This is a genomic window from Haemophilus sp. SZY H8 (assembly GCF_018829755.1).
Taxonomy (GTDB): domain Bacteria; phylum Pseudomonadota; class Gammaproteobacteria; order Enterobacterales; family Pasteurellaceae; genus Haemophilus; species Haemophilus haemolyticus_K.
The window spans coordinates 120125-137799 of sequence record NZ_JAHKJY010000002.1 but is presented as its reverse complement, the minus strand read 5'-3'; the positions used below and the strand labels follow the sequence as shown (position 1 = coordinate 137799).

General features: G+C 38.5%; 16 protein-coding genes. 5 read left to right on the top strand and 11 right to left on the bottom strand.

The window, feature by feature from the left end:
• Window positions 1-27: 27 nt before the first annotated feature.
• Both mglA and mglC read left to right on the top strand, forming a co-directional pair.
• The gene (mglA, locus tag KKW16_RS03655; protein WP_140523794.1) at window positions 28-1548 is read left to right on the top strand and encodes a galactose/methyl galactoside ABC transporter ATP-binding protein MglA; all 1521 of its coding nucleotides are present in this window, start codon (window positions 28-30) and stop codon (window positions 1546-1548) included.
• A gap of 15 nt (window positions 1549-1563) precedes the next feature.
• Window positions 1564-2574 carry a galactose/methyl galactoside ABC transporter permease MglC gene (gene mglC, locus KKW16_RS03650; protein ID WP_048953854.1) on the top strand — a complete coding sequence of 337 codons (1011 nt, stop codon included), beginning with the start codon at window positions 1564-1566 and terminating at the stop codon, window positions 2572-2574.
• 198 nt (window positions 2575-2772) lie between these two features.
• Here mglC and KKW16_RS03645 read toward each other — a convergent pair whose 3' ends face one another.
• Complete coding sequence (locus KKW16_RS03645) at window positions 2773-5010, bottom strand: nitric-oxide reductase large subunit (protein ID WP_140523791.1); 2238 nt, start codon at window positions 5008-5010, stop codon at window positions 2773-2775.
• Window positions 5011-5339: 329 nt separating this feature from the next.
• Entirely contained in the window at window positions 5340-5870 is a 531-nt protein-coding gene (locus KKW16_RS03640; protein ID WP_048953851.1) for an inorganic diphosphatase, read from the bottom strand.
• Window positions 5871-6103: 233 nt separating this feature from the next.
• Between KKW16_RS03640 and KKW16_RS03635 the strand changes: the two genes are divergently transcribed.
• Complete coding sequence (locus tag KKW16_RS03635; RefSeq protein WP_140523787.1) at window positions 6104-7423, top strand: NCS2 family permease; 1320 nt, start codon at window positions 6104-6106, stop codon at window positions 7421-7423.
• 64 nt (window positions 7424-7487) lie between these two features.
• On the opposite strand, the gene xseA is transcribed toward KKW16_RS03635, so the two are convergent.
• From xseA to KKW16_RS03620, 3 genes are read right to left on the bottom strand one after another with little or no spacing between them, the layout of a single operon-like run.
• Window positions 7488-8807 carry an exodeoxyribonuclease VII large subunit gene (gene xseA / locus KKW16_RS03630; RefSeq protein ID WP_140523784.1) on the bottom strand — a complete coding sequence of 440 codons (1320 nt, stop codon included), beginning with the start codon at window positions 8805-8807 and terminating at the stop codon, window positions 7488-7490.
• Between the two features lies 1 nt (window position 8808).
• On the bottom strand, window positions 8809-10023 hold the full coding sequence (locus KKW16_RS03625; protein WP_048953848.1) for a ribosomal protein uL16 3-hydroxylase: 1215 nt from the start codon (window positions 10021-10023) through the stop codon (window positions 8809-8811).
• 2 nt (window positions 10024-10025) lie between these two features.
• Window positions 10026-10337 carry an RnfH family protein gene (locus tag KKW16_RS03620; protein WP_048953846.1) on the bottom strand — a complete coding sequence of 104 codons (312 nt, stop codon included), beginning with the start codon at window positions 10335-10337 and terminating at the stop codon, window positions 10026-10028.
• 86 nt (window positions 10338-10423) lie between these two features.
• On the opposite strand from KKW16_RS03620, the gene KKW16_RS03615 reads away from it, so the two are divergent.
• Both KKW16_RS03615 and KKW16_RS03610 read left to right on the top strand, forming a co-directional pair.
• Window positions 10424-10840, top strand: a complete 417-nt coding sequence (locus KKW16_RS03615) for an EamA family transporter (RefSeq protein WP_048953844.1) — start codon at window positions 10424-10426, stop codon at window positions 10838-10840.
• A 7-nt stretch (window positions 10841-10847) separates the two neighbouring features.
• Complete coding sequence (locus tag KKW16_RS03610) at window positions 10848-11609, top strand: class I SAM-dependent methyltransferase (RefSeq protein ID WP_140523781.1); 762 nt, start codon at window positions 10848-10850, stop codon at window positions 11607-11609.
• 53 nt (window positions 11610-11662) lie between these two features.
• Here the strand turns inward: KKW16_RS03610 and KKW16_RS03605 are convergent, their stop codons facing one another.
• The 6 genes from KKW16_RS03605 to rlmN all read right to left on the bottom strand — a co-directional run bounded on the left by KKW16_RS03605 (window position 11663) and on the right by rlmN (window position 17470).
• Window positions 11663-12277: a YfgM family protein gene (locus tag KKW16_RS03605; RefSeq protein ID WP_140523778.1), complete on the bottom strand. Its 615-nt coding sequence runs from the start codon at window positions 12275-12277 to the stop codon at window positions 11663-11665.
• Between the two features lie 17 nt (window positions 12278-12294).
• Complete coding sequence (gene hisS / locus KKW16_RS03600) at window positions 12295-13566, bottom strand: histidine--tRNA ligase (protein ID WP_140523775.1); 1272 nt, start codon at window positions 13564-13566, stop codon at window positions 12295-12297.
• 9 nt (window positions 13567-13575) lie between these two features.
• Entirely contained in the window at window positions 13576-14682 is a 1107-nt protein-coding gene (gene ispG, locus KKW16_RS03595) for a flavodoxin-dependent (E)-4-hydroxy-3-methylbut-2-enyl-diphosphate synthase (RefSeq protein ID WP_005630108.1), read from the bottom strand.
• 11 nt (window positions 14683-14693) lie between these two features.
• The gene (locus tag KKW16_RS03590; RefSeq protein ID WP_215767923.1) at window positions 14694-15605 is read right to left on the bottom strand and encodes a RodZ domain-containing protein; all 912 of its coding nucleotides are present in this window, start codon (window positions 15603-15605) and stop codon (window positions 14694-14696) included.
• Between the two features lie 70 nt (window positions 15606-15675).
• Window positions 15676-16218: a type IV pilus biogenesis/stability protein PilW gene (gene pilW, locus KKW16_RS03585; protein WP_215767922.1), complete on the bottom strand. Its 543-nt coding sequence runs from the start codon at window positions 16216-16218 to the stop codon at window positions 15676-15678.
• A gap of 100 nt (window positions 16219-16318) precedes the next feature.
• Window positions 16319-17470 (bottom strand): dual-specificity RNA methyltransferase RlmN, encoded by a 1152-nt coding sequence (rlmN, locus tag KKW16_RS03580; protein WP_215767921.1) that lies wholly within the window; start codon window positions 17468-17470, stop codon window positions 16319-16321.
• Window positions 17471-17675 lie beyond the last annotated feature (205 nt).

The following is a 17675-nucleotide window of genomic DNA, read 5'->3' as shown; positions in this document are numbered from 1 at the left end:
CCCTTCCCCTTTTTAACGAGGTTGGATATGACATCTCAAACTCAAAGTCAAGACAGCCAAGTGCTGCTCACAATGACCAATGTCTGCAAGTCCTTTCCAGGCGTAAAAGCCTTAGATAACGCAAACTTAACGGTTCGTTCACATTCTGTTCATGCTTTAATGGGTGAGAACGGCGCGGGCAAATCTACATTACTAAAATGCTTATTCGGCATTTATGCCAAAGATGAAGGTGAAATCCTTTTCTTAGGTCAACCCGTCAATTTTAAAACATCTAAAGAAGCCCTTGAGAATGGTATTTCAATGGTGCACCAAGAACTCAACCTCGTGCGCCAAACTAGCGTAATGGATAACTTGTGGCTTGGACGCTATCCACTTAAGGGACCTTTTGTCGATCACGCGAAAATGTACCGTGATACTAAAGCGATTTTTGATGAATTGGATATTGATGTAGATCCTAAAGAAAAGGTCGCCAGACTTTCAGTTTCTCAAATGCAGATGATTGAAATTGCGAAGGCGTTCTCGTATAACGCTAAAATCGTAATCATGGATGAACCAACATCCTCGCTTTCTGAAAAAGAAGTTGAGCATCTATTTAAAATTATCGACAAATTAAAACAACGCGGTTGTGGAATTATTTATATTTCTCACAAAATGGATGAAATCTTCAAAATCTGTGATGAAATTACTATTTTACGCGATGGTAAGTGGATCAACACGGTAAACGTGAAAGAATCCAGCATGGAACAAATTGTCGGAATGATGGTAGGTCGTGAATTAACACAGCGTTTCCCTGAAAAAACAAACACGCCAAAAGAAGTAATTTTACAGGTGGAAAATCTTACCGCTAAAAATCAACCATCCATTCAAGACGTATCTTTTGAATTACGAAAAGGTGAAATTCTCGGTATTGCAGGCCTTGTGGGGGCTAAACGTACTGATATCGTTGAAGCTATTTTTGGCGTACGTGAATTAACCGAAGGAACTATCAAGTTACACGGAAAAACCGTGAAAAATCATACCGCACTTGAAGCAATTAATAATGGCTTTGCATTGGTAACTGAAGAGCGTCGTTCAACAGGTATTTACTCTAATTTAAGCATTGAATTTAACTCATTGATTTCAAATATGAAATCTTATCTCACACCATGGAAATTACTTAGCACGAAGAAAATGAAAAGTGATACCCAGTGGGTGATTGATTCAATGAATGTTAAAACACCATCACATAGAACAACAATTGGTTCTCTTTCTGGCGGTAACCAACAAAAGGTCATTATTGGTCGTTGGCTTTTAACTCAACCTGAAATTCTGATGCTTGATGAGCCGACACGCGGTATCGACATTGGGGCTAAATTTGAAATTTACCAACTCATTCAAGAACTCGCTAAAAAAGACAAAGGCATTATTATGATTTCATCAGAAATGCCTGAATTACTAGGTGTAACTGACCGTATTTTAGTGATGAGTAACGGTAAATTGGCGGGTATTGTAGAAACTGCAAAAACTTCACAAGAAGAAATCTTGCAACTCGCTGCGAAATATTTATAACAAAAGGAACAGATTATGAGTGCCTTACAAAAAAACAAATCCTTTGATTTCTTAAAGCAAAATGCCATTTATTTTGTGCTATTGATTTTGCTCGGTATTATTATTGCGCAAGATCCAACATTCTTAAATTTGATGAACTTTAGTAATATTTTAACTCAATCTTCAGTTCGTTTAATTATTGCACTTGGGGTTGCTGGTTTATTAATTACACAAGGAACGGACTTATCTGCTGGTCGTCAAGTTGGTTTGGCTGCAGTTATCTCTGCAACTATGTTGCAATCAATGGAAAATATGAACCGCGTATTTCCTGAAATGGGTGAAATTCCAATTCCTGTTGTTATTCTTGCCGTTTGTGCTGTGGGAGCAATTATTGGTTTAATAAATGGATTGGTTATTGCTTACTTAAATGTAACACCGTTTATTGCAACTATGGGAACCATGATTATCGTATATGGTTTCAACTCACTATACTATGATGCTGTAGGTGGATCGCCAATCGCTGGTTTTAGTGAAAATTTCTCAACATTTGCTCAAGGCTTTTTCCGAATTGGGAGTTTCAAGCTTTCTTATATTACTATTTATGCTGCAATTGCTTCATTTTTGGTGTGGATAATGTGGAACAAAACCCGTTTTGGTAAAAATATCTTTGCTATTGGGGGAAATCCGGAAGCAGCAAAAGTTTCAGGCGTGAATGTTGCACGTAATTTAGTTGTGATTTATATGATCGCCGGTGTGTTTTATGCCTTTGGTGGTATGCTCGAAGCGGGCCGTATAGGTTCTGCAACTAACAACTTAGGTTTTATGTATGAATTAGATGCGATTGCAGCTTGCGTAGTGGGTGGTGTATCCTTCGCGGGTGGTGTAGGTACTGTAATTGGTGTCATCACTGGCGTTATCATCTTTACAGTTATCAACTACGGTTTAACTTACATCGGTGTAAACCCTTACTGGCAATACATCATCAAAGGTAGCATTATTATTTTAGCGGTAGCCATTGACTCATTAAAATATGCGAAGAAGAAATAATTATTCTAGATAAAAAGAGTAGAGAAAATAACCGCACTTTGTAAAGTGCGGTTATTTTTTATATAAATCTTAAAGGTAGGTAGAATTCTGAAAGAGATACTTCTTGGTAACTATGTTGAAATCAATCATTAAGTATTTATAGTCTATATAAATAAAAAGCGACTTACTTTTACATAAGTCGCTTTTGGGAAGGCCTAATTAATGTTTAGGTCTGAAGAAAATCATTGTAAAGATTTGCCAGAAGAAGGCTAGTGCACCGAAGATGAATACCACATCACCGCCTAGACGTACCCAACGTAAGGTATCGAATAATGGCTGTTGCATAAATTCTTCACTACGTGCATACCATAAGCCTTCTGAGATACTTGCATATCCTTGGATAACGCCGATAGGTAGTAAGCTTGATACGATCATCAGTACTAAACCGCCGTTTAATAACCAGAAGCCCCATTTCATTAACTTATCGTTAAATGGTGTATCTGGACGTAAATAACGAGCGATTAAGAAGACGAAACCTAATGCCAAGAAGCCATACACACCGAATAATGCCGCGTGAGCGTGAACAGCAGTCGTGTTCAAGCCTTGAACATAGTAGAGTGAAATTGGTGGGTTGATTAAGAAACCAAATACGCCAGCACCTAGCATATTCCAGAATGCAACGGCTACGAAGCAGTAAAGAGGCCATTTTAAGCGTTCCATCCAAGGTGCTTTTTGTTTCATTGCCCAGTGTTCCCACGCTTCGTGACCTAATAACACTAAAGGTACTACTTCAAGTGCAGAGAATGATGCACCCACAGCAATAATTGGGGTTGTTGCTCCCGCGAAGTATAAGTGGTGGAAAGTACCAGGGATACCACCGATTAAGAACAACGCTGCTTCAGTAATGGTTGCCACGGTCGCAGTACGACGTGAAACTAAACCTAAACTTACAAAGATGAATGAGAGTGCCGCTACAGAGAATACTTCGAAGAAGCCTTCTACCCATAGGTGAACTACCCACCAACGCCAGTATTCCATCACAGAAATGTGAGTGTGCTCGCCGTAGAATAGTGCTGGGCCATAGAATAGACCGATCGCAATGACGGAAGCGAAGAATAACGCTAATAAGTTTTTGTCTCCAGGTTGTTTGAATGCGTTCACTGTGCCGCGAAGCATTAAGACTAACCAGAATAAGATACCTGCAAATTTTACCGCTTGCCAGAAACGACCTAAATCAATAAATTCGTAACCTTGGTGACCGAACATGAAGCTCCATTCTTCAGGAAGAATATGTGCAATTGCTAAATAGCTACCAGTAAATGAACCCACTACTAATACCACTAATGCCCAGTAGAGAAGATCTACACCCAATTTTTGGAATTTCGGATCTTTACCGCCATTAATGATTGGTGCAAGGAATAAACCACCAGCTAAGAATGCCATTGCAATCCAGAATAAGGCTGCTTGAATATGCCATGTACGTACTAATGAATAAGGTAAGTATTGAGAAATATCAATACCATAGAATTCTTGACCTTCAACGGTATAGTGAGCAACAATCGCCCCTAAGTTCACTTGCAGCAAGAATAATGCAAGCACAGTGAAGAGGTATTTACCTAACGAACGTTGAGAAGGAGTAAGTTGTAATTTGGTAAGTGGATCGAATTCAGGTGTTGCTGGTTCTTTTTCATCTTCACGTTTTTTGAATGACCAAATCCATACCACGAAACCAATACCTGCAATGAGGAATACGACACTTGCAATAGACCAAATTACGTTTTCTGGTGTTGGTACGTTGTTGATTAACGGCTCATGTGGCCAGTTGTTGGTATAACTTGCATGAGTATTTGGACGTTCAGCTGAGGCAGTCCATGCTGTCCAGAAGAAGAATTTAGCTAAGTCTTTACGAGCTTGTAAATCAGGAAGAGTATTATCCTTCATCGCAAAGTGTTCACGGGTCATTTTGGTTGCAGGATCATCACCATATAAAGAGATGTAGTATTGTGCCGTTTTTTCCATTGCTGCTAAACGGGTGTTAGAAAGCACAACGGTACCGTTTTCAACTTTACTACCGCGATATTCTTTGGTTAAACGCGCTTTTAATAAAGTTTGTTGTTCATCATTTAAATCAGCGAAGTTTTTACCAAGCTCTTGATTCGCTGTAATGTCCAACCAGTTGGTTAGTTCACGGTGAAGCCAATCCGCTGTCCAGTCTGGTGCTTGATATGCACCATGACCCCAAACTGACCCTACTTGCATACCGCCTGTAGTTTGCCAAGCGGTTTGACCATGTAAAATATCATCGTGCGTAATCACTTTTTCGCCAGATTCAGAAACATATTGTTGTGGAATCGGCGGTGCTTCACGATAAACTTCGAACCCATAGTAGCCCAGAATTGAGAATGACCCAATCAATACGGCGACTAATAGGTACCAGAACTTTTTATACTGTCCCATTTTATCACTCCTAGGTTATTGAAAAATTAACTTCCTATTTAAAATCATAGGCAAATATTTTACATAAAGTAAAATACTTGACTAATTATATCGGGTATTATAGCGTTAAAATAATACCTCAAACAAAGTAATTGACTAAATTAGTAGGTTATTTTGATTGGAATCAAAAAAAGTGTGATTAAAAAAATGATTTAACCACACTTAAATGTTTAGTAATCAGATGCTTATTCAAAATTAAAATTGGAGTGATTGGCGAGATTAAAATTGGTTTGTGTAATTCTAATACAAAGAGCGGTGAAATATCACCGCTCTTTTATCTTTAAAGTTAATTAACGCTCATTCCAACGTTTAATAGACTCACGAATCACTTCTTTTGCTTCTTCTACATTGCCCCAATGCGTTACTTTCGTTGAGCCAGGTTTCTTAAGCGCTTTATAGTTATTGAAATGGAACTCAATTTGTTTAATTAAGTTTGCCGGTAAATCTGCTAATGAATTGTATGCATTGCCTGTATCACGATCATCTGCAGGAACACAAACGATTTTGTCATCCACTTCACCATCATCAACAAATTTCATGACACCAATTACTTTAGCTTCAAGGAATACACCTGTTGCTAATGGTTGGCGAGTGATCAATAACACATCTAACTCATCGCCATCTTCATCTAAAGTTTGTGGAATGAAACCATAGTTAGTTGGTTTTGCAAAAATTGCTGGCTCAACACGATCTAATTGGAATGCCGCAACTTTACGGTTCCATTCAATTTTATGACAGCTACCTTCGGGAATTTCATTTACTACATTGATAATGCCAGCATCTACATCGCCTGGCGTTAAAATTTGATTAAAATCAGCCATTTTGTTTCCTTCATTTTATCAAGTTAAAAAACATGACAAGTATAGCAGTTTTTCTGCTGACTCGCAGTCTCATTTGTAGAGAAAATCAGCAAATAGATTATTTCATAACTATTCATAAATTTGACCGCACTTTATCCTAAACAAAACTCACGCAAACGTTTACTTCTCATTTTTATGATGTAAAATAGCGCACCTTATTCACTTCAATTTTTCACTCAACTTTAAGGAACACTATGCCAACTTTAGAAAAAACATTTGAGCTCAAGCAACGTGGTTCAACTGTTCGTCAAGAAATTATCGCAGGTTTAACCACGTTTTTAGCAATGGTTTATTCTGTCATCGTGGTACCCAATATGCTAAGTGCTGCAGGTTTTCCCGCTGAATCTGTCTTTATTGCCACCTGTTTAGTTGCGGGCTTAGGCTCTATCTTAATCGGCTTATGGGCAAATGCACCAATGGCAATTGGTTGTGCAATTTCTCTTACTGCTTTTACGGCATTTAGCTTAGTGATTGGTCAAAAGGTCGCCATTCCCGTTGCGCTAGGCGCCGTATTCTTAATGGGGATTGTGTTTACTTTAATTTCTGCCACAGGTATTCGTGCATGGATCTTGCGTAATTTACCATCCAGTATCGCTCACGGAGCGGGCATTGGTATCGGACTCTTTTTACTTTTAATTGCGGCAAATGGCGTTGGTTTAGTCGTCAGCAACCAAGCTGGCTTACCAGTAAAATTAGGCGATTTCACCTCATTCCCTGTAATGATGTCCTTAATTGGTTTAGCGCTCATTATCGGCCTTGAAAAAATGAAAATTAAAGGCGGCATTTTATGGGTAATTATCGCTATTACTATTGTAGGTTTAATTTTTGATCCAAATGTAAAATTTGGCGGAGAGATTTTTAAAATGCCAACCTTTGGTGAAAGTTCTCTTTTCTTACAATTAGACTTTATGGGCGCACTACAACCCACAATCTTACCTGTCGTATTTGCTTTGGTGATGACAGCCGTATTTGATGCAACGGGTACAATTCGCGCAGTTGCAGGTCAAGCAAACTTACTTGATAAAGATGGTCAAATTATCAATGGCGGTAAAGCCCTAACTTCAGACTCAATCAGTAGCTTATTCTCAGGCTTATTCGGTACAGCACCAGCTGCCGTTTACATTGAGTCAGCAGCAGGAACAGCAGCAGGCGGTAAAACAGGCATTACTGCAATCGTTGTTGGTGTGTTATTCCTATTAATGCTTTTCTTTCAACCATTAGCTTTCTTAGTGCCTGGATACGCAACAGCTCCAGCATTAATGTATGTTGGTTTATTAATGTTAAGCAATGTAAGCAAATTAGATTTCGATGATTTCGTTGGCGCGATGAGCGGATTAATATGCGCAGTATTTATCGTACTTACTGCTAACATTGTAACAGGTATTATGTTAGGTTTTGCGGCATTAGTAATTGGAAGAATCGTGAGTGGAGATATTAAACGCTTAAATGTAGGGACTGTGATTATTGCAATCGTACTCGTTGCATTCTATGCAGGCGGTTGGGCATTGTCATAATTAAATAACAAAAGGGAGTATCTCATTTGCTACTCCCTTTACTTATTGATGTAAATGATAAATATTATATAACTTTACTGATAATTCTTCCGTCTTTAACTTGCGTCGTGATGCATTCACCTTTCTTCACATCTTGAGTACTTATTATTGCTTTTCCTTGAGCGTTTTCCGCAATGGAATAACCTCTTGCTAATACCTTCAACGGGCTTAAGCCATCCAGTTTTCCACATAACGTTGCCAGTTTATTTTGACGTTCCGTCACTTGGCGATTTACACAAAAATTTAACCGCACTTGTAACTGCTCTAAGCGTTGTTGATGACGTTGCAATCGATATGGCAATGGATTTTGTTTCAAACGAGAAGAAAGTGCGGTGAATTTTTGTTGTGTATTTTCAAACTGACGTAATATAGCAAGTTGCAAGCGATGCGCAAGCTGTTCATTTTTCGCTTGTTGAGTGCGTAATTGATTCTGTGGATGTTGATTTTGCAATCGTAAGGTTAGCTGTTTCAAACGCTGGCTTTTTCGCGTAAATAAACGATCAAATGCCATATCTAAACGTTGTTGTTGATGGCGAAGTTGTTGCAATAATTCATCTTGATTACGACTCACTAATTCAGCCGCAGCTGAAGGGGTCGGCGCACGAAGATCTGCCACAAAATCGGCAATCGTCACATCCGTTTCATGTCCTACAGCACTGATAATGGGTAAGGTTGAACGAAAAATCGCTCTCGCCACTTCTTCTTCATTAAAACACCAAAGATCTTCTAATGAACCACCACCACGGCCAACAATTAATACATCCACTTCTTGTCGCAGATTGGCAAGTTCAATCATTTGCACAATTTCTGCGGTCGCCTCTTTGCCTTGAACCGCAGTGGGATAAATAACAACTTTTAAACTTGGATCACGACGTGCCAAAATATGCAAAATATCTTGCAATGCCGCACCTGTAGAAGAAGTAATAATCCCAACCGCTTTACTAAAGTGCGGTAGATTTTTCTTAAGATTTTGAGCAAACAATCCTTCCGCAGCCAACTTCATTTTTAATGCTTCAAACTGCTGTTGCAATAAACCTTCACCGGCGGGATGCATGGAATCAATAATAAGCTGATAATCACCACGAGGCTCATATAAACTCACATTGGCACGCACAAGCACTTGCATCCCATTTTGCGGACGAAAAGCAACACGCAAATTTTTCATGCGAAACATCGCACAACGCACCTGCGCATTTTCATCTTTCAGCGTTAAATACCAATGCCCAGACACGGGTTGCGTAAAATTGGAAATTTCACCCGTTAACCAAATTTGTGAAAAATTCCCTTCGAGCATCTGGCGCGCAGCAGAATTCAGTTGAGATACGGAATAAATATTGTCTGACATATTATTCAATTAACGCCCAACCATCATCAACCCAGTTACAAATTGAATCCAACAGTAGATCCATTGAGGTTTCAGGATCTTCGGTTTCATTCACTAGATTTGATAAAAATGCCCAATCCAAACTTTCACCATTAGATAAGCGTTTCAACACTTCGGTCTCAATCACATTAAGTTCATCTAACCACTCACCATTAGCATAAATTCGCAGCGGATTTTCGGTGTAAAGCAATTTACAATTGTTGTCTTGAGAAAGGAATGCCCCATCCTCTTCTAAAATTGACCGCACTTCATCAGGATCACACATTTCATCAGAGACTAATAACTCGTAACGACGAGAACTCACCGAACTTGCTACGGCTTGCTTAAACAACGCATCAAAAGCTTCTGAATGAGCCAATTTATCCAATAAAAGCTGTTTCATTGCTTGAATATTTTCATCCGCAAGTTTACCTGTACGTTGTACAGACTGGCTTAAACGTAGCGGTAAATCAAATTCACTTAAATTCAAATCAGGATCTTGATGACAAAAACCTTTACTTACGCCATCAATTAAATTGCTTAAATTTGGATAACGCAAGCCAAAAGAAAAGGTTAAACAATCATCTTCAGCCACACCATAATGCGCCATACGGGCCGGAATATAGAGAATATCGCCCGGATTCATCACTTCATCAATCACCAATTCACCCATATCATCAAAAATTCGAATTGGCTGATTAGATTTAAATTCGGTACTTGGATCACACCATTTACCTAATTGCCAACGGCGATGACCATATCCTTGCACTAAGAATACATCATACTCATCATAATGTTTACCAACAGAGCCTCCCTTAGGGGCATAAGACACCATAATATCGTCACGTTGCCACTGAGGTATAAAGCTAAATTTGTTCCAAAGCTGTCCTAATTCAGGAGACCATTGCTCCAAATTTTGAACTAACACCGACCATTTTTCTGGTAACTTTTGAAAATCCTTGTCACTCAAGGGACTAAAAAAAACTTTCCAATCATCATCAGAAAATGTCTTCACTAAACGAGCGGTAACATCTTCGTTTTGCGCGAGTTCAATAATATCTTGTGGCTCAAACTGCCCAACGATTTCAGGCAAACCGTTACGAATCACAAGTGGCTTTTTCTGCCAATAATCGCGTAGAAAAATTTCTGGCGTGATATGGTCAGGTAAACAAAAATCAACAGATGAAAGTGCGGTCATTTTTAAGCTCCTTTTTCTTTGTCTTTGGCTGCTGCAGCTTGCTCTGCTGCACGTTTACGGCGAATTTCTTTCGGATCAGCAAGTAATGGACGGTAAATTTCAATACGATCGCCCTTTTTTAATACATCAGTCAATTTAATTGGACGACTGAAAATCCCAATTTTATTTGTGCTCAAATCAATATCAGGAAATTGGCTTAAAATCCCTGATTGTGTAATCGCCGTTTGCACGGTGATTCCTTCATCAACTTGAAAAGATTTCAAATAATAACGTTCTGGCAAAGCATAAGCGATTTCAATGTTAATCTGATTCATTTTTACTTCTTCATAAAAAAAATTTCCGTTATTATAGCGGAAAAGTATAGCGAATTTTAGGGGCTGTGGGTAAATAAGGAAAGAGTATGAATTGGGTATTTTTTGCGATAGGTTCTGCATTTTTTGCAGGGCTCACGGCGATCTTAGGCAAGCTTGGCGTAGAAGGGATGAATAGTAATCTTGCCACCTTTATTCGAACTCTTGTCATTTTATTTGTGACGGCAGGCATTCTATCTGCTCGTAACGAGTGGCAATTGCCACAGCATATTGCAGTAAAACCGTTTAGTTTTCTGATTTTATCAGGTATTGCAACTGGGTTGTCTTGGCTTTGTTATTATCGCGCGCTCCAACTTGCTCCTGCCTCTTGGGTTGCACCAATTGATAAATTAAGTGTAGTTATTGCAATTATTCTGGGGGTTGTCATTTTAGGGGAGCCACTCAGCCTAAAATTAATTATCGGTAGTATTTTAATTTTATCAGGCGTACTTGTTTTGGCGCTATAGTAAAAATATGATAAATCAAATCAGTGTTTACGATAAAGAAAATTTCTTTGAGCTTTACCAAAAGCTTCGTTCTAATCCTCTTAGTTTAAATGAAGTTGTTGAGAAACCGACAATGCTTTCACTTTTGCCAGACTTACAAGGAAAAAAATTACTTGATCTTGGGTGTGGGGCTGGTGAACATTTAGCACTTTATTTATCAAGAGGCGCCAGACACGTAGTTGGAATCGATCTATCTACAAATATGTTAAAGCAAGCTAAAATTGATTTAGAAAAGTGCGCTGAATTTAAAGACTGTTTTTCTCTTTATCAATTACCTATGGAAAAGCTTATTGAATTACCAGAAGATAATTTTGATGTAATTACGAGTTCTTTTGCTTTTCATTATGTAAAAGAATTTCCTCAATTGTTGTCTGCAATTTTTAATAAGTTGAAAGCAAATGGTGTACTTGTTTTTTCTCAAGAACATCCTATCACGACCTGCCATAAGACGGGGGACCGTTGGGAAAAAAATGAGAATAAACAGCAAATTGCTTACCGTTTGAATCATTATCGAGATGAAGGAGAAAGAGAACGGAGTTGGTTTAAGCAGGCTTTTAAGACTTATCATCGTACGACTGCAACGATTATTAATAATTTGATTAAAGTAGGTTTTCAAATTGAGCGAGTGGAAGAACCAATGTTAGCAGATCAGGTTCAATGGCATCATGAATTTAAAGATTTACAGCATCGCCCCGTTTTGCTTTTTATACTTGCTAGGAAGGTTGTGTGATTTTATGGCTAAAAAGATAAGAAATACCCGCACTTTGATGCGGGTATTATTTTTTAAAGGTTGTTTAATTTCATTTTTGCCATTTGTTGTTCTAATTGGCTACCACTTTGTTGTGCTTGCTCAAAGCTGTTTTTAGCCGCAACTTTATCTCCTTTGGCGACTTGAATATCGCCAGTTAAGAGCGCTTTACGAGCATCAAAACTTTCACCTTTCACTTGGTTTAAGGTAGTTAAAGCATTGTCTAATTGACCCAATTGAAATTGTACCGCACTGAGACGTAATGCAACAATAGATGTTAATACTTCATCTTGAGATTGAGTTAATGCTTGATTTAAGTTTACTTCTGCAGCTGCAAAATCTTGTTTCTCAGCCGCTTTTTTCGCTTCATCTAACAAAGCAAAAACAGCGTATGCAGTTTTGCTGTTAGCTTGCACAAATTGTTCTATATTTGCTTTTTTAGCTTGTTCATCTTGTTGTGCAGAATAGATTAACGCATCATACTGTGCAGAAGCTTGAGCGATTTGCTCTGCTTGGTGCGCTTGCCAATAACGCCATCCAAACATCCCCCCCACACCTAAGATAAAAGCGACAATAATTGTTTTGCCATTCTCTTTCCACCAGTCTTTCAACTGGTTAATCTCTTGTTCTTCTTCAATGGAATAAGCCATGTTTTTCCCCTTTTAAATTAAAATTGAGTTTGAATATAGTCGATTACATTCACTAAATCTAAGGTTTGCTGATCTGCGCCACCTTGCAAGTGTTTAACAACGACTTGTTTATTTTGAACTTCGCTTTCGCCGATAACTAATGCCAATGTTGCACCAGATTTATCTGCACGTTTAAATTGTTTTTTGAAATTACCGCCAGAGCAGTGCAACATGGTATTTAAGTGCGGTAATTCTGAGCGTACTTTTTCCGCTAATTCAAAAGCGGCTAATGTTGCGCCTTCGCCTTGATAAACAACATAAATATCCACCGCACTTTTCACAGGAACATTTGGATTAACTTCTTGTACCAACAAGACTAAACGTTCTAACCCCATCGCAAATCCGATGCTTGGCGTTGCGTGTCCGCCAAGTTGTTCCACTAAACCGTCATAACGACCGCCGCCACACACGGTACCTTGTGCGCCAAGAGCGGAGGTTACCCATTCAAATACAGTTTTGTTGTAATAATCTAAGCCACGAACGAGTTTAGGATTAATTTCATATTGAATACCCACTGCATCTAATAATGAACATAATTGTTCAAAATGCTCACGGCTTTCATTATCTAGATAATCAAGTAATTTTGGCGCGTTATCTAATACTTTTTGTAATTCTGGATTTTTGGTGTCCAAAATACGAAGCGGATTTTTTACTAAACGGTCTTTTTCTTCATCGCTCATTAAATCTTGATGATTTTCTAAGAATCCAACCAAAGCTGAACGATAATTTGCTCGAGCTTCTAAAGAACCAATTGAGTTAAGTTGAAGTGTCACATGTTGATCGATACCTAATGCTTTCCATAAACGGTAGGTAAGCATGATTAATTCGGCATCGATTTCTGGATTCGCAATACCGAATACCTCAACACCTGCTTGATGGAATTGACGGTAACGACCTTTTTGTGGACGTTCATGACGGAACATTGGCCCTATATACCATAAACGTTGTTCATTGTTATAGATCCAACCATGTTCAATGGCGGCACGCACGCAACCTGCAGTGCCTTCAGGGCGTAAGGTTAATTGTTCGTCGTTATCCCAAAATGTGTACATTTCTTTTGAAACAACATCGGTTACTTCACCGATTGCACGCGCAAATAATGGTGTGCTTTCTACAACTGGCATACGCACTTCGGAATAACCATAATTGTTTAATACCTGGCGTACTTGCGCTTCAATCCATTGCCATAATGGAGATTCAGTAGGGGAGCAATCGTTCATTCCTCGGATTGCTTGAATAGTTTTAGCCACGAGCTTTCCTTAAATAATTCTGTTTTTTGGATCTTGTTGTGCGACTTTCGCACGAATTTTTGCTTCTAATTGGTTAACAATATCTTCGTTATCGAAGCGTTCTTTTTGGCGTTCGCCATTAAGATAATAACCGCTTTTTTTATTACCACCAGTTACCCCTAGATCAGATACGAGCGCTTCGCCTGGGCCATTCACTACGCAACCGATAATCGATACATCCATTGGTGTAATAATATCTTCAAGGCGTTGTTCTAACGCATTTACTGTACCGATTACATCAAACTCTTGGCGAGAACACGTTGGGCACGCAATAAAATTAATGCCACGAGAGCGAATTCGTAAAGATTTAAGAATATCAAAGCCTACTTTAATTTCCTCTACGGGATCTGCAGCTAATGATACACGTAATGTGTCGCCAATACCTTCGGCAAGTAACATGCCTAAACCTATTGCAGATTTGACCGCCCCTGCACGCGCACCACCCGCCTCTGTAATCCCTAAATGTAATGGCTGCTTGATAGATTTGGCAAGTAAACGATAAGCTTCCACTGCTAAGAAGACATCAGAGGCTTTTACACTCACTTTAAATTGATCGAAATTAAGACGATCTAGAATTTCTACATGACGTAATGCTGATTCTAATAATGCCTCTGGTGTTGGTTCGCCGTATTTTTCTTGCAGATCTTTTTCTAAAGAGCCTGCATTTACGCCGATACGAATCGGAATATTTTTGTCACGAGCACAATCAACAACGGCGCGGATGCGATCTTCACGACCAATATTGCCTGGATTGATACGTAAACAATCTACTCCATATTCTGCGACTTTTAGAGCGATACGATAGTCGAAATGAATATCTGCTACTAGAGGGACATTCACTTGCTGTTTAATTTGTTTAAATGCTTCTGCAGCATCCATTGTTGGAACAGATACACGAACGATATCTGCACCAACACGTTCTAATGATTTAATTTGAGCAACTGTCGCTTCCACATCAGTGGTGCGAGTATTTGTCATTGATTGCACGGCAATTGGCGCATCACCACCAACTGGTACATTTCCTACATAAATTTTTGTCGATTCACGACGCTTAATGCTTGGTTGAAAAGCTGACATCTTTTTCCTTATTAAGGTTGTGAAAGTTTGAATTTTGCAATGCGACCATCCACTTTTAATGGATAATTTTCGCCTTTATAGGTGATACGCACATTACTTGGTGCGCCAACAATTAATGAAAACTCATCGCCATTAAAAGTTAATACTTCACCTTTTTTGTACTCTTTTTGTGCTAATACTCGGCGATTTTTATCTTTTACGCTGAGCCAGCTCGTATTATTTAAGATTTCTACGATCAAGTCTCCTTTTACAGTAGGAGCTGCTGGAGAAATTGATGGATTTTCTACCGCACTTTGAGTGTCTGAAACCAATTTTTCATCGTTTTTTGTTTGTGAAACTGTATTTTCTTGCGCTATTTCTGGTAACACATTATTTGTTATTTCTACTGGTTGTGAGACAGCCGCTGTTGTTTCTGGTGCAGTTTTATTACTTTCTTCTGTCGTCACTAGAGCTGCGGCTGGCTGATTGTTTTCGGTAGAAGCAACATAGTTTTGTACTAAGTCATCACGTTCTTGGTTATTTTGTTGGTAACTTTGCCACCACCAAAGTCCAGTCATGCCAAGGACTAAAAGAAGTACAATGATAGATAAACGGCCAACCCAACGAGAGTGCGATGAATATTGATTGACTTCACGAGTTGAACGAGCATTTTTACTCAGATCGTTTTTATCATTTTCTGCAAATGTAATATTTTCCCACACAGAATCGGGTAAGCGTAAGAACTTAGCATAGCTACGTACATAACCTTTTACAAAGATTGCAGGGGTAGATTTTTGAATAAATTCGTTGTTTTCAAGTTGTTGTAATATGGAAGGACGCAGCGAAATTTCTTTGGCGACGTCTTCGAGAGAAAGATTCAAGTTTTTACGTGCTTGGCGAAAAATCTCACCTGGTGAAAGTTCTTGCTCAGTTGTTGGATTCATAAATTCAATCAAATAATATGCGATAAATAAAGGCTAAATTTTAAAGTCCAACGCTTGATTTGGCAATGCTTTATTTGAGAGTATTAAATTTTTCCGCTCGTTTACTATCAGTTTGTCGCAATTTTTGTAATGCTTGTTGATAAATATCCATTTTTTGAGCGGAATAAGCACAAAGAGCCATATTTTCAAATGTATCTGTTTGATGATAATAATTAGGTGAATTTAGTGCGATCTGAAATTGCTGCTGAGCTTGTTCAAATTGTTTTTGACGACATAAAAATGTGCCAAAATTATTATGTAAGTCTCCCTGTTGATTATTGAGTTTTAAAGCGATTTCATATTCACGATGTGCGTTCTCAATTTCACCTTGTTGTTGATAATAATGCGCAAGCGCTGAATGCACGAGATAGTAATTTTTATCGTGTTGAAGTGCTTTATCTAAGTTGATTTTAGCGAGTTGAGGATTATTTTGTTGAAGGTAACCAAGTGCAAGTTCTACGCGAGCTTTCGCTGCTGATTGTTGATTGAAATCTTGAATGGTTGATTGGGAAACGCAAGCAGAAAAAATGAAAGGGAAAATAACCGCACTTAGTTGTTTACTTATTGTTTGCATTTTTTCTCCTTTTAACAGGGGAGGAAGAAATAGTTAATATGTTTTAATTCGTATGAAAACATAGGGCATGTGAACTTGATTAATTCACATGCCTAGAATATTAATTAACTTCTGTCACCCCAATATTTTGTCCAAATTGGCGTTTCATTGCCGTACGTTTAGTACGATCGATAACATCTCCAGCTAACTGTCCGCAAGCTGCATCAATGTCATCTCCACGCGTTTTACGAATAATCACGGTAAAGCCATATTCCATCAAGGTTTTTTGGAAGCGGTCAATACGCGTATTCGAGCTTTTTGCATAAGGTGCTTCTGGGAACGGATTCCACGGAATTAAATTAATTTTACAAGGCGTATTTTTTAATACTTCTGCAAGTTGATGAGCATGTTCTACGCCATCATTTACATGATCGAGCATGACATATTCAATCGTCACTTTGCCGTGATTCGCATTTGATACACTCAAATAACGATTTACTGAGTCAATCAACATTTTGATATTATATTTTTTGTTGATTGGCACAATTTCATCACGTAATTCATCGTTTGGCGCATGTAATGAAATAGCCAAAGCCACATCGATCATTTTGCTTAAATTATCCAATGCCGGCACAACCCCAGAAGTCGATAAAGTTACACGACGTTTTGATAAACCGTAGGCAAAATCATCTAACATAATTTCCATTGCGGGAACAACGTTAGCGACATTTAATAAGGGTTCGCCCATTCCCATCATTACCACATTGGTAATCGGTCTAACGCCAGTCACCCCAAAGTTTCCAATAATTTTAGAGGCTCTCCAAACTTGGCCGATAATTTCTGAAACCGTTAAATTGCGATTAAATCCTTGTTGCGCTGTTGAACAGAATGTACAAGCTAGGGCACAGCCAACTTGGGAAGATACACAAAGCGTTGCGCGATCTGCTTCGGGAATATACACAGTTTCAACTTGTTGTTCACCCACTTGCATTGCCCATTTTATTGTGCCATCGGTTGAACGCTGTTCAACGGCAACTTCTGGGGCTTTAATTTCTGCAACCGCCTTAAGTTTTTCTCGTAATTTTTTATTAATGTTTGTCATATTGTCGAAGTTATCTTCGCCAAAATGATAAATCCATTTAACTAACTGATCTGCTCGGAATGGTTTTTCGCCGAGTTCTTTAAAAAATTCGCGCATTTGTTGGCGCGTTAAATCCATTAGATTAATTTTTTTAGCTGGTGCATCTGATTGCACTGACAATAATTCTGACATTTTAGCCTCGTTATTACACATTGTGGCGATAGCGTTGTGCTGGTGTTTTTATCAAAAACTCACAACGAAAAATTCGCAATTAAAAAATGAACGGCGATTGTACAGATTTGTCACCGCATAATCTAGCGGAATTGAAAAACGATAGAAAATATCACCGCACTTTTTTGCGATCTAGATCGCAAATATTTCCAATTACAGCATAAAA

Excerpts from the sequence above, each read along its gene's own strand:
- mglA (WP_140523794.1), top strand. The coding sequence starts at position 28 with ATGACATCTCAAACTCAAAGTCAAGACAGCCAAGTGCTGCTCACAATG.
- mglC (WP_048953854.1), top strand. The coding sequence starts at position 1,564 with ATGAGTGCCTTACAAAAAAACAAATCCTTTGATTTCTTAAAGCAAAAT.
- KKW16_RS03645 (WP_140523791.1), bottom strand. The coding sequence starts at position 5,010 with ATGGGACAGTATAAAAAGTTCTGGTACCTATTAGTCGCCGTATTGATT.
- KKW16_RS03640 (WP_048953851.1), bottom strand. The coding sequence starts at position 5,870 with ATGGCTGATTTTAATCAAATTTTAACGCCAGGCGATGTAGATGCTGGC.
- KKW16_RS03635 (WP_140523787.1), top strand. The coding sequence starts at position 6,104 with ATGCCAACTTTAGAAAAAACATTTGAGCTCAAGCAACGTGGTTCAACT.
- xseA (WP_140523784.1), bottom strand. The coding sequence starts at position 8,807 with ATGTCAGACAATATTTATTCCGTATCTCAACTGAATTCTGCTGCGCGC.
- KKW16_RS03625 (WP_048953848.1), bottom strand. The coding sequence starts at position 10,023 with ATGACCGCACTTTCATCTGTTGATTTTTGTTTACCTGACCATATCACG.
- KKW16_RS03620 (WP_048953846.1), bottom strand. The coding sequence starts at position 10,337 with ATGAATCAGATTAACATTGAAATCGCTTATGCTTTGCCAGAACGTTAT.
- KKW16_RS03615 (WP_048953844.1), top strand. The coding sequence starts at position 10,424 with ATGAATTGGGTATTTTTTGCGATAGGTTCTGCATTTTTTGCAGGGCTC.
- KKW16_RS03610 (WP_140523781.1), top strand. The coding sequence starts at position 10,848 with ATGATAAATCAAATCAGTGTTTACGATAAAGAAAATTTCTTTGAGCTT.
- KKW16_RS03605 (WP_140523778.1), bottom strand. The coding sequence starts at position 12,277 with ATGGCTTATTCCATTGAAGAAGAACAAGAGATTAACCAGTTGAAAGAC.
- ispG (WP_005630108.1), bottom strand. The coding sequence starts at position 14,682 with ATGTCAGCTTTTCAACCAAGCATTAAGCGTCGTGAATCGACAAAAATT.
- KKW16_RS03590 (WP_215767923.1), bottom strand. The coding sequence starts at position 15,605 with ATGAATCCAACAACTGAGCAAGAACTTTCACCAGGTGAGATTTTTCGC.
- pilW (WP_215767922.1), bottom strand. The coding sequence starts at position 16,218 with ATGCAAACAATAAGTAAACAACTAAGTGCGGTTATTTTCCCTTTCATT.
- rlmN (WP_215767921.1), bottom strand. The coding sequence starts at position 17,470 with ATGTCAGAATTATTGTCAGTGCAATCAGATGCACCAGCTAAAAAAATT.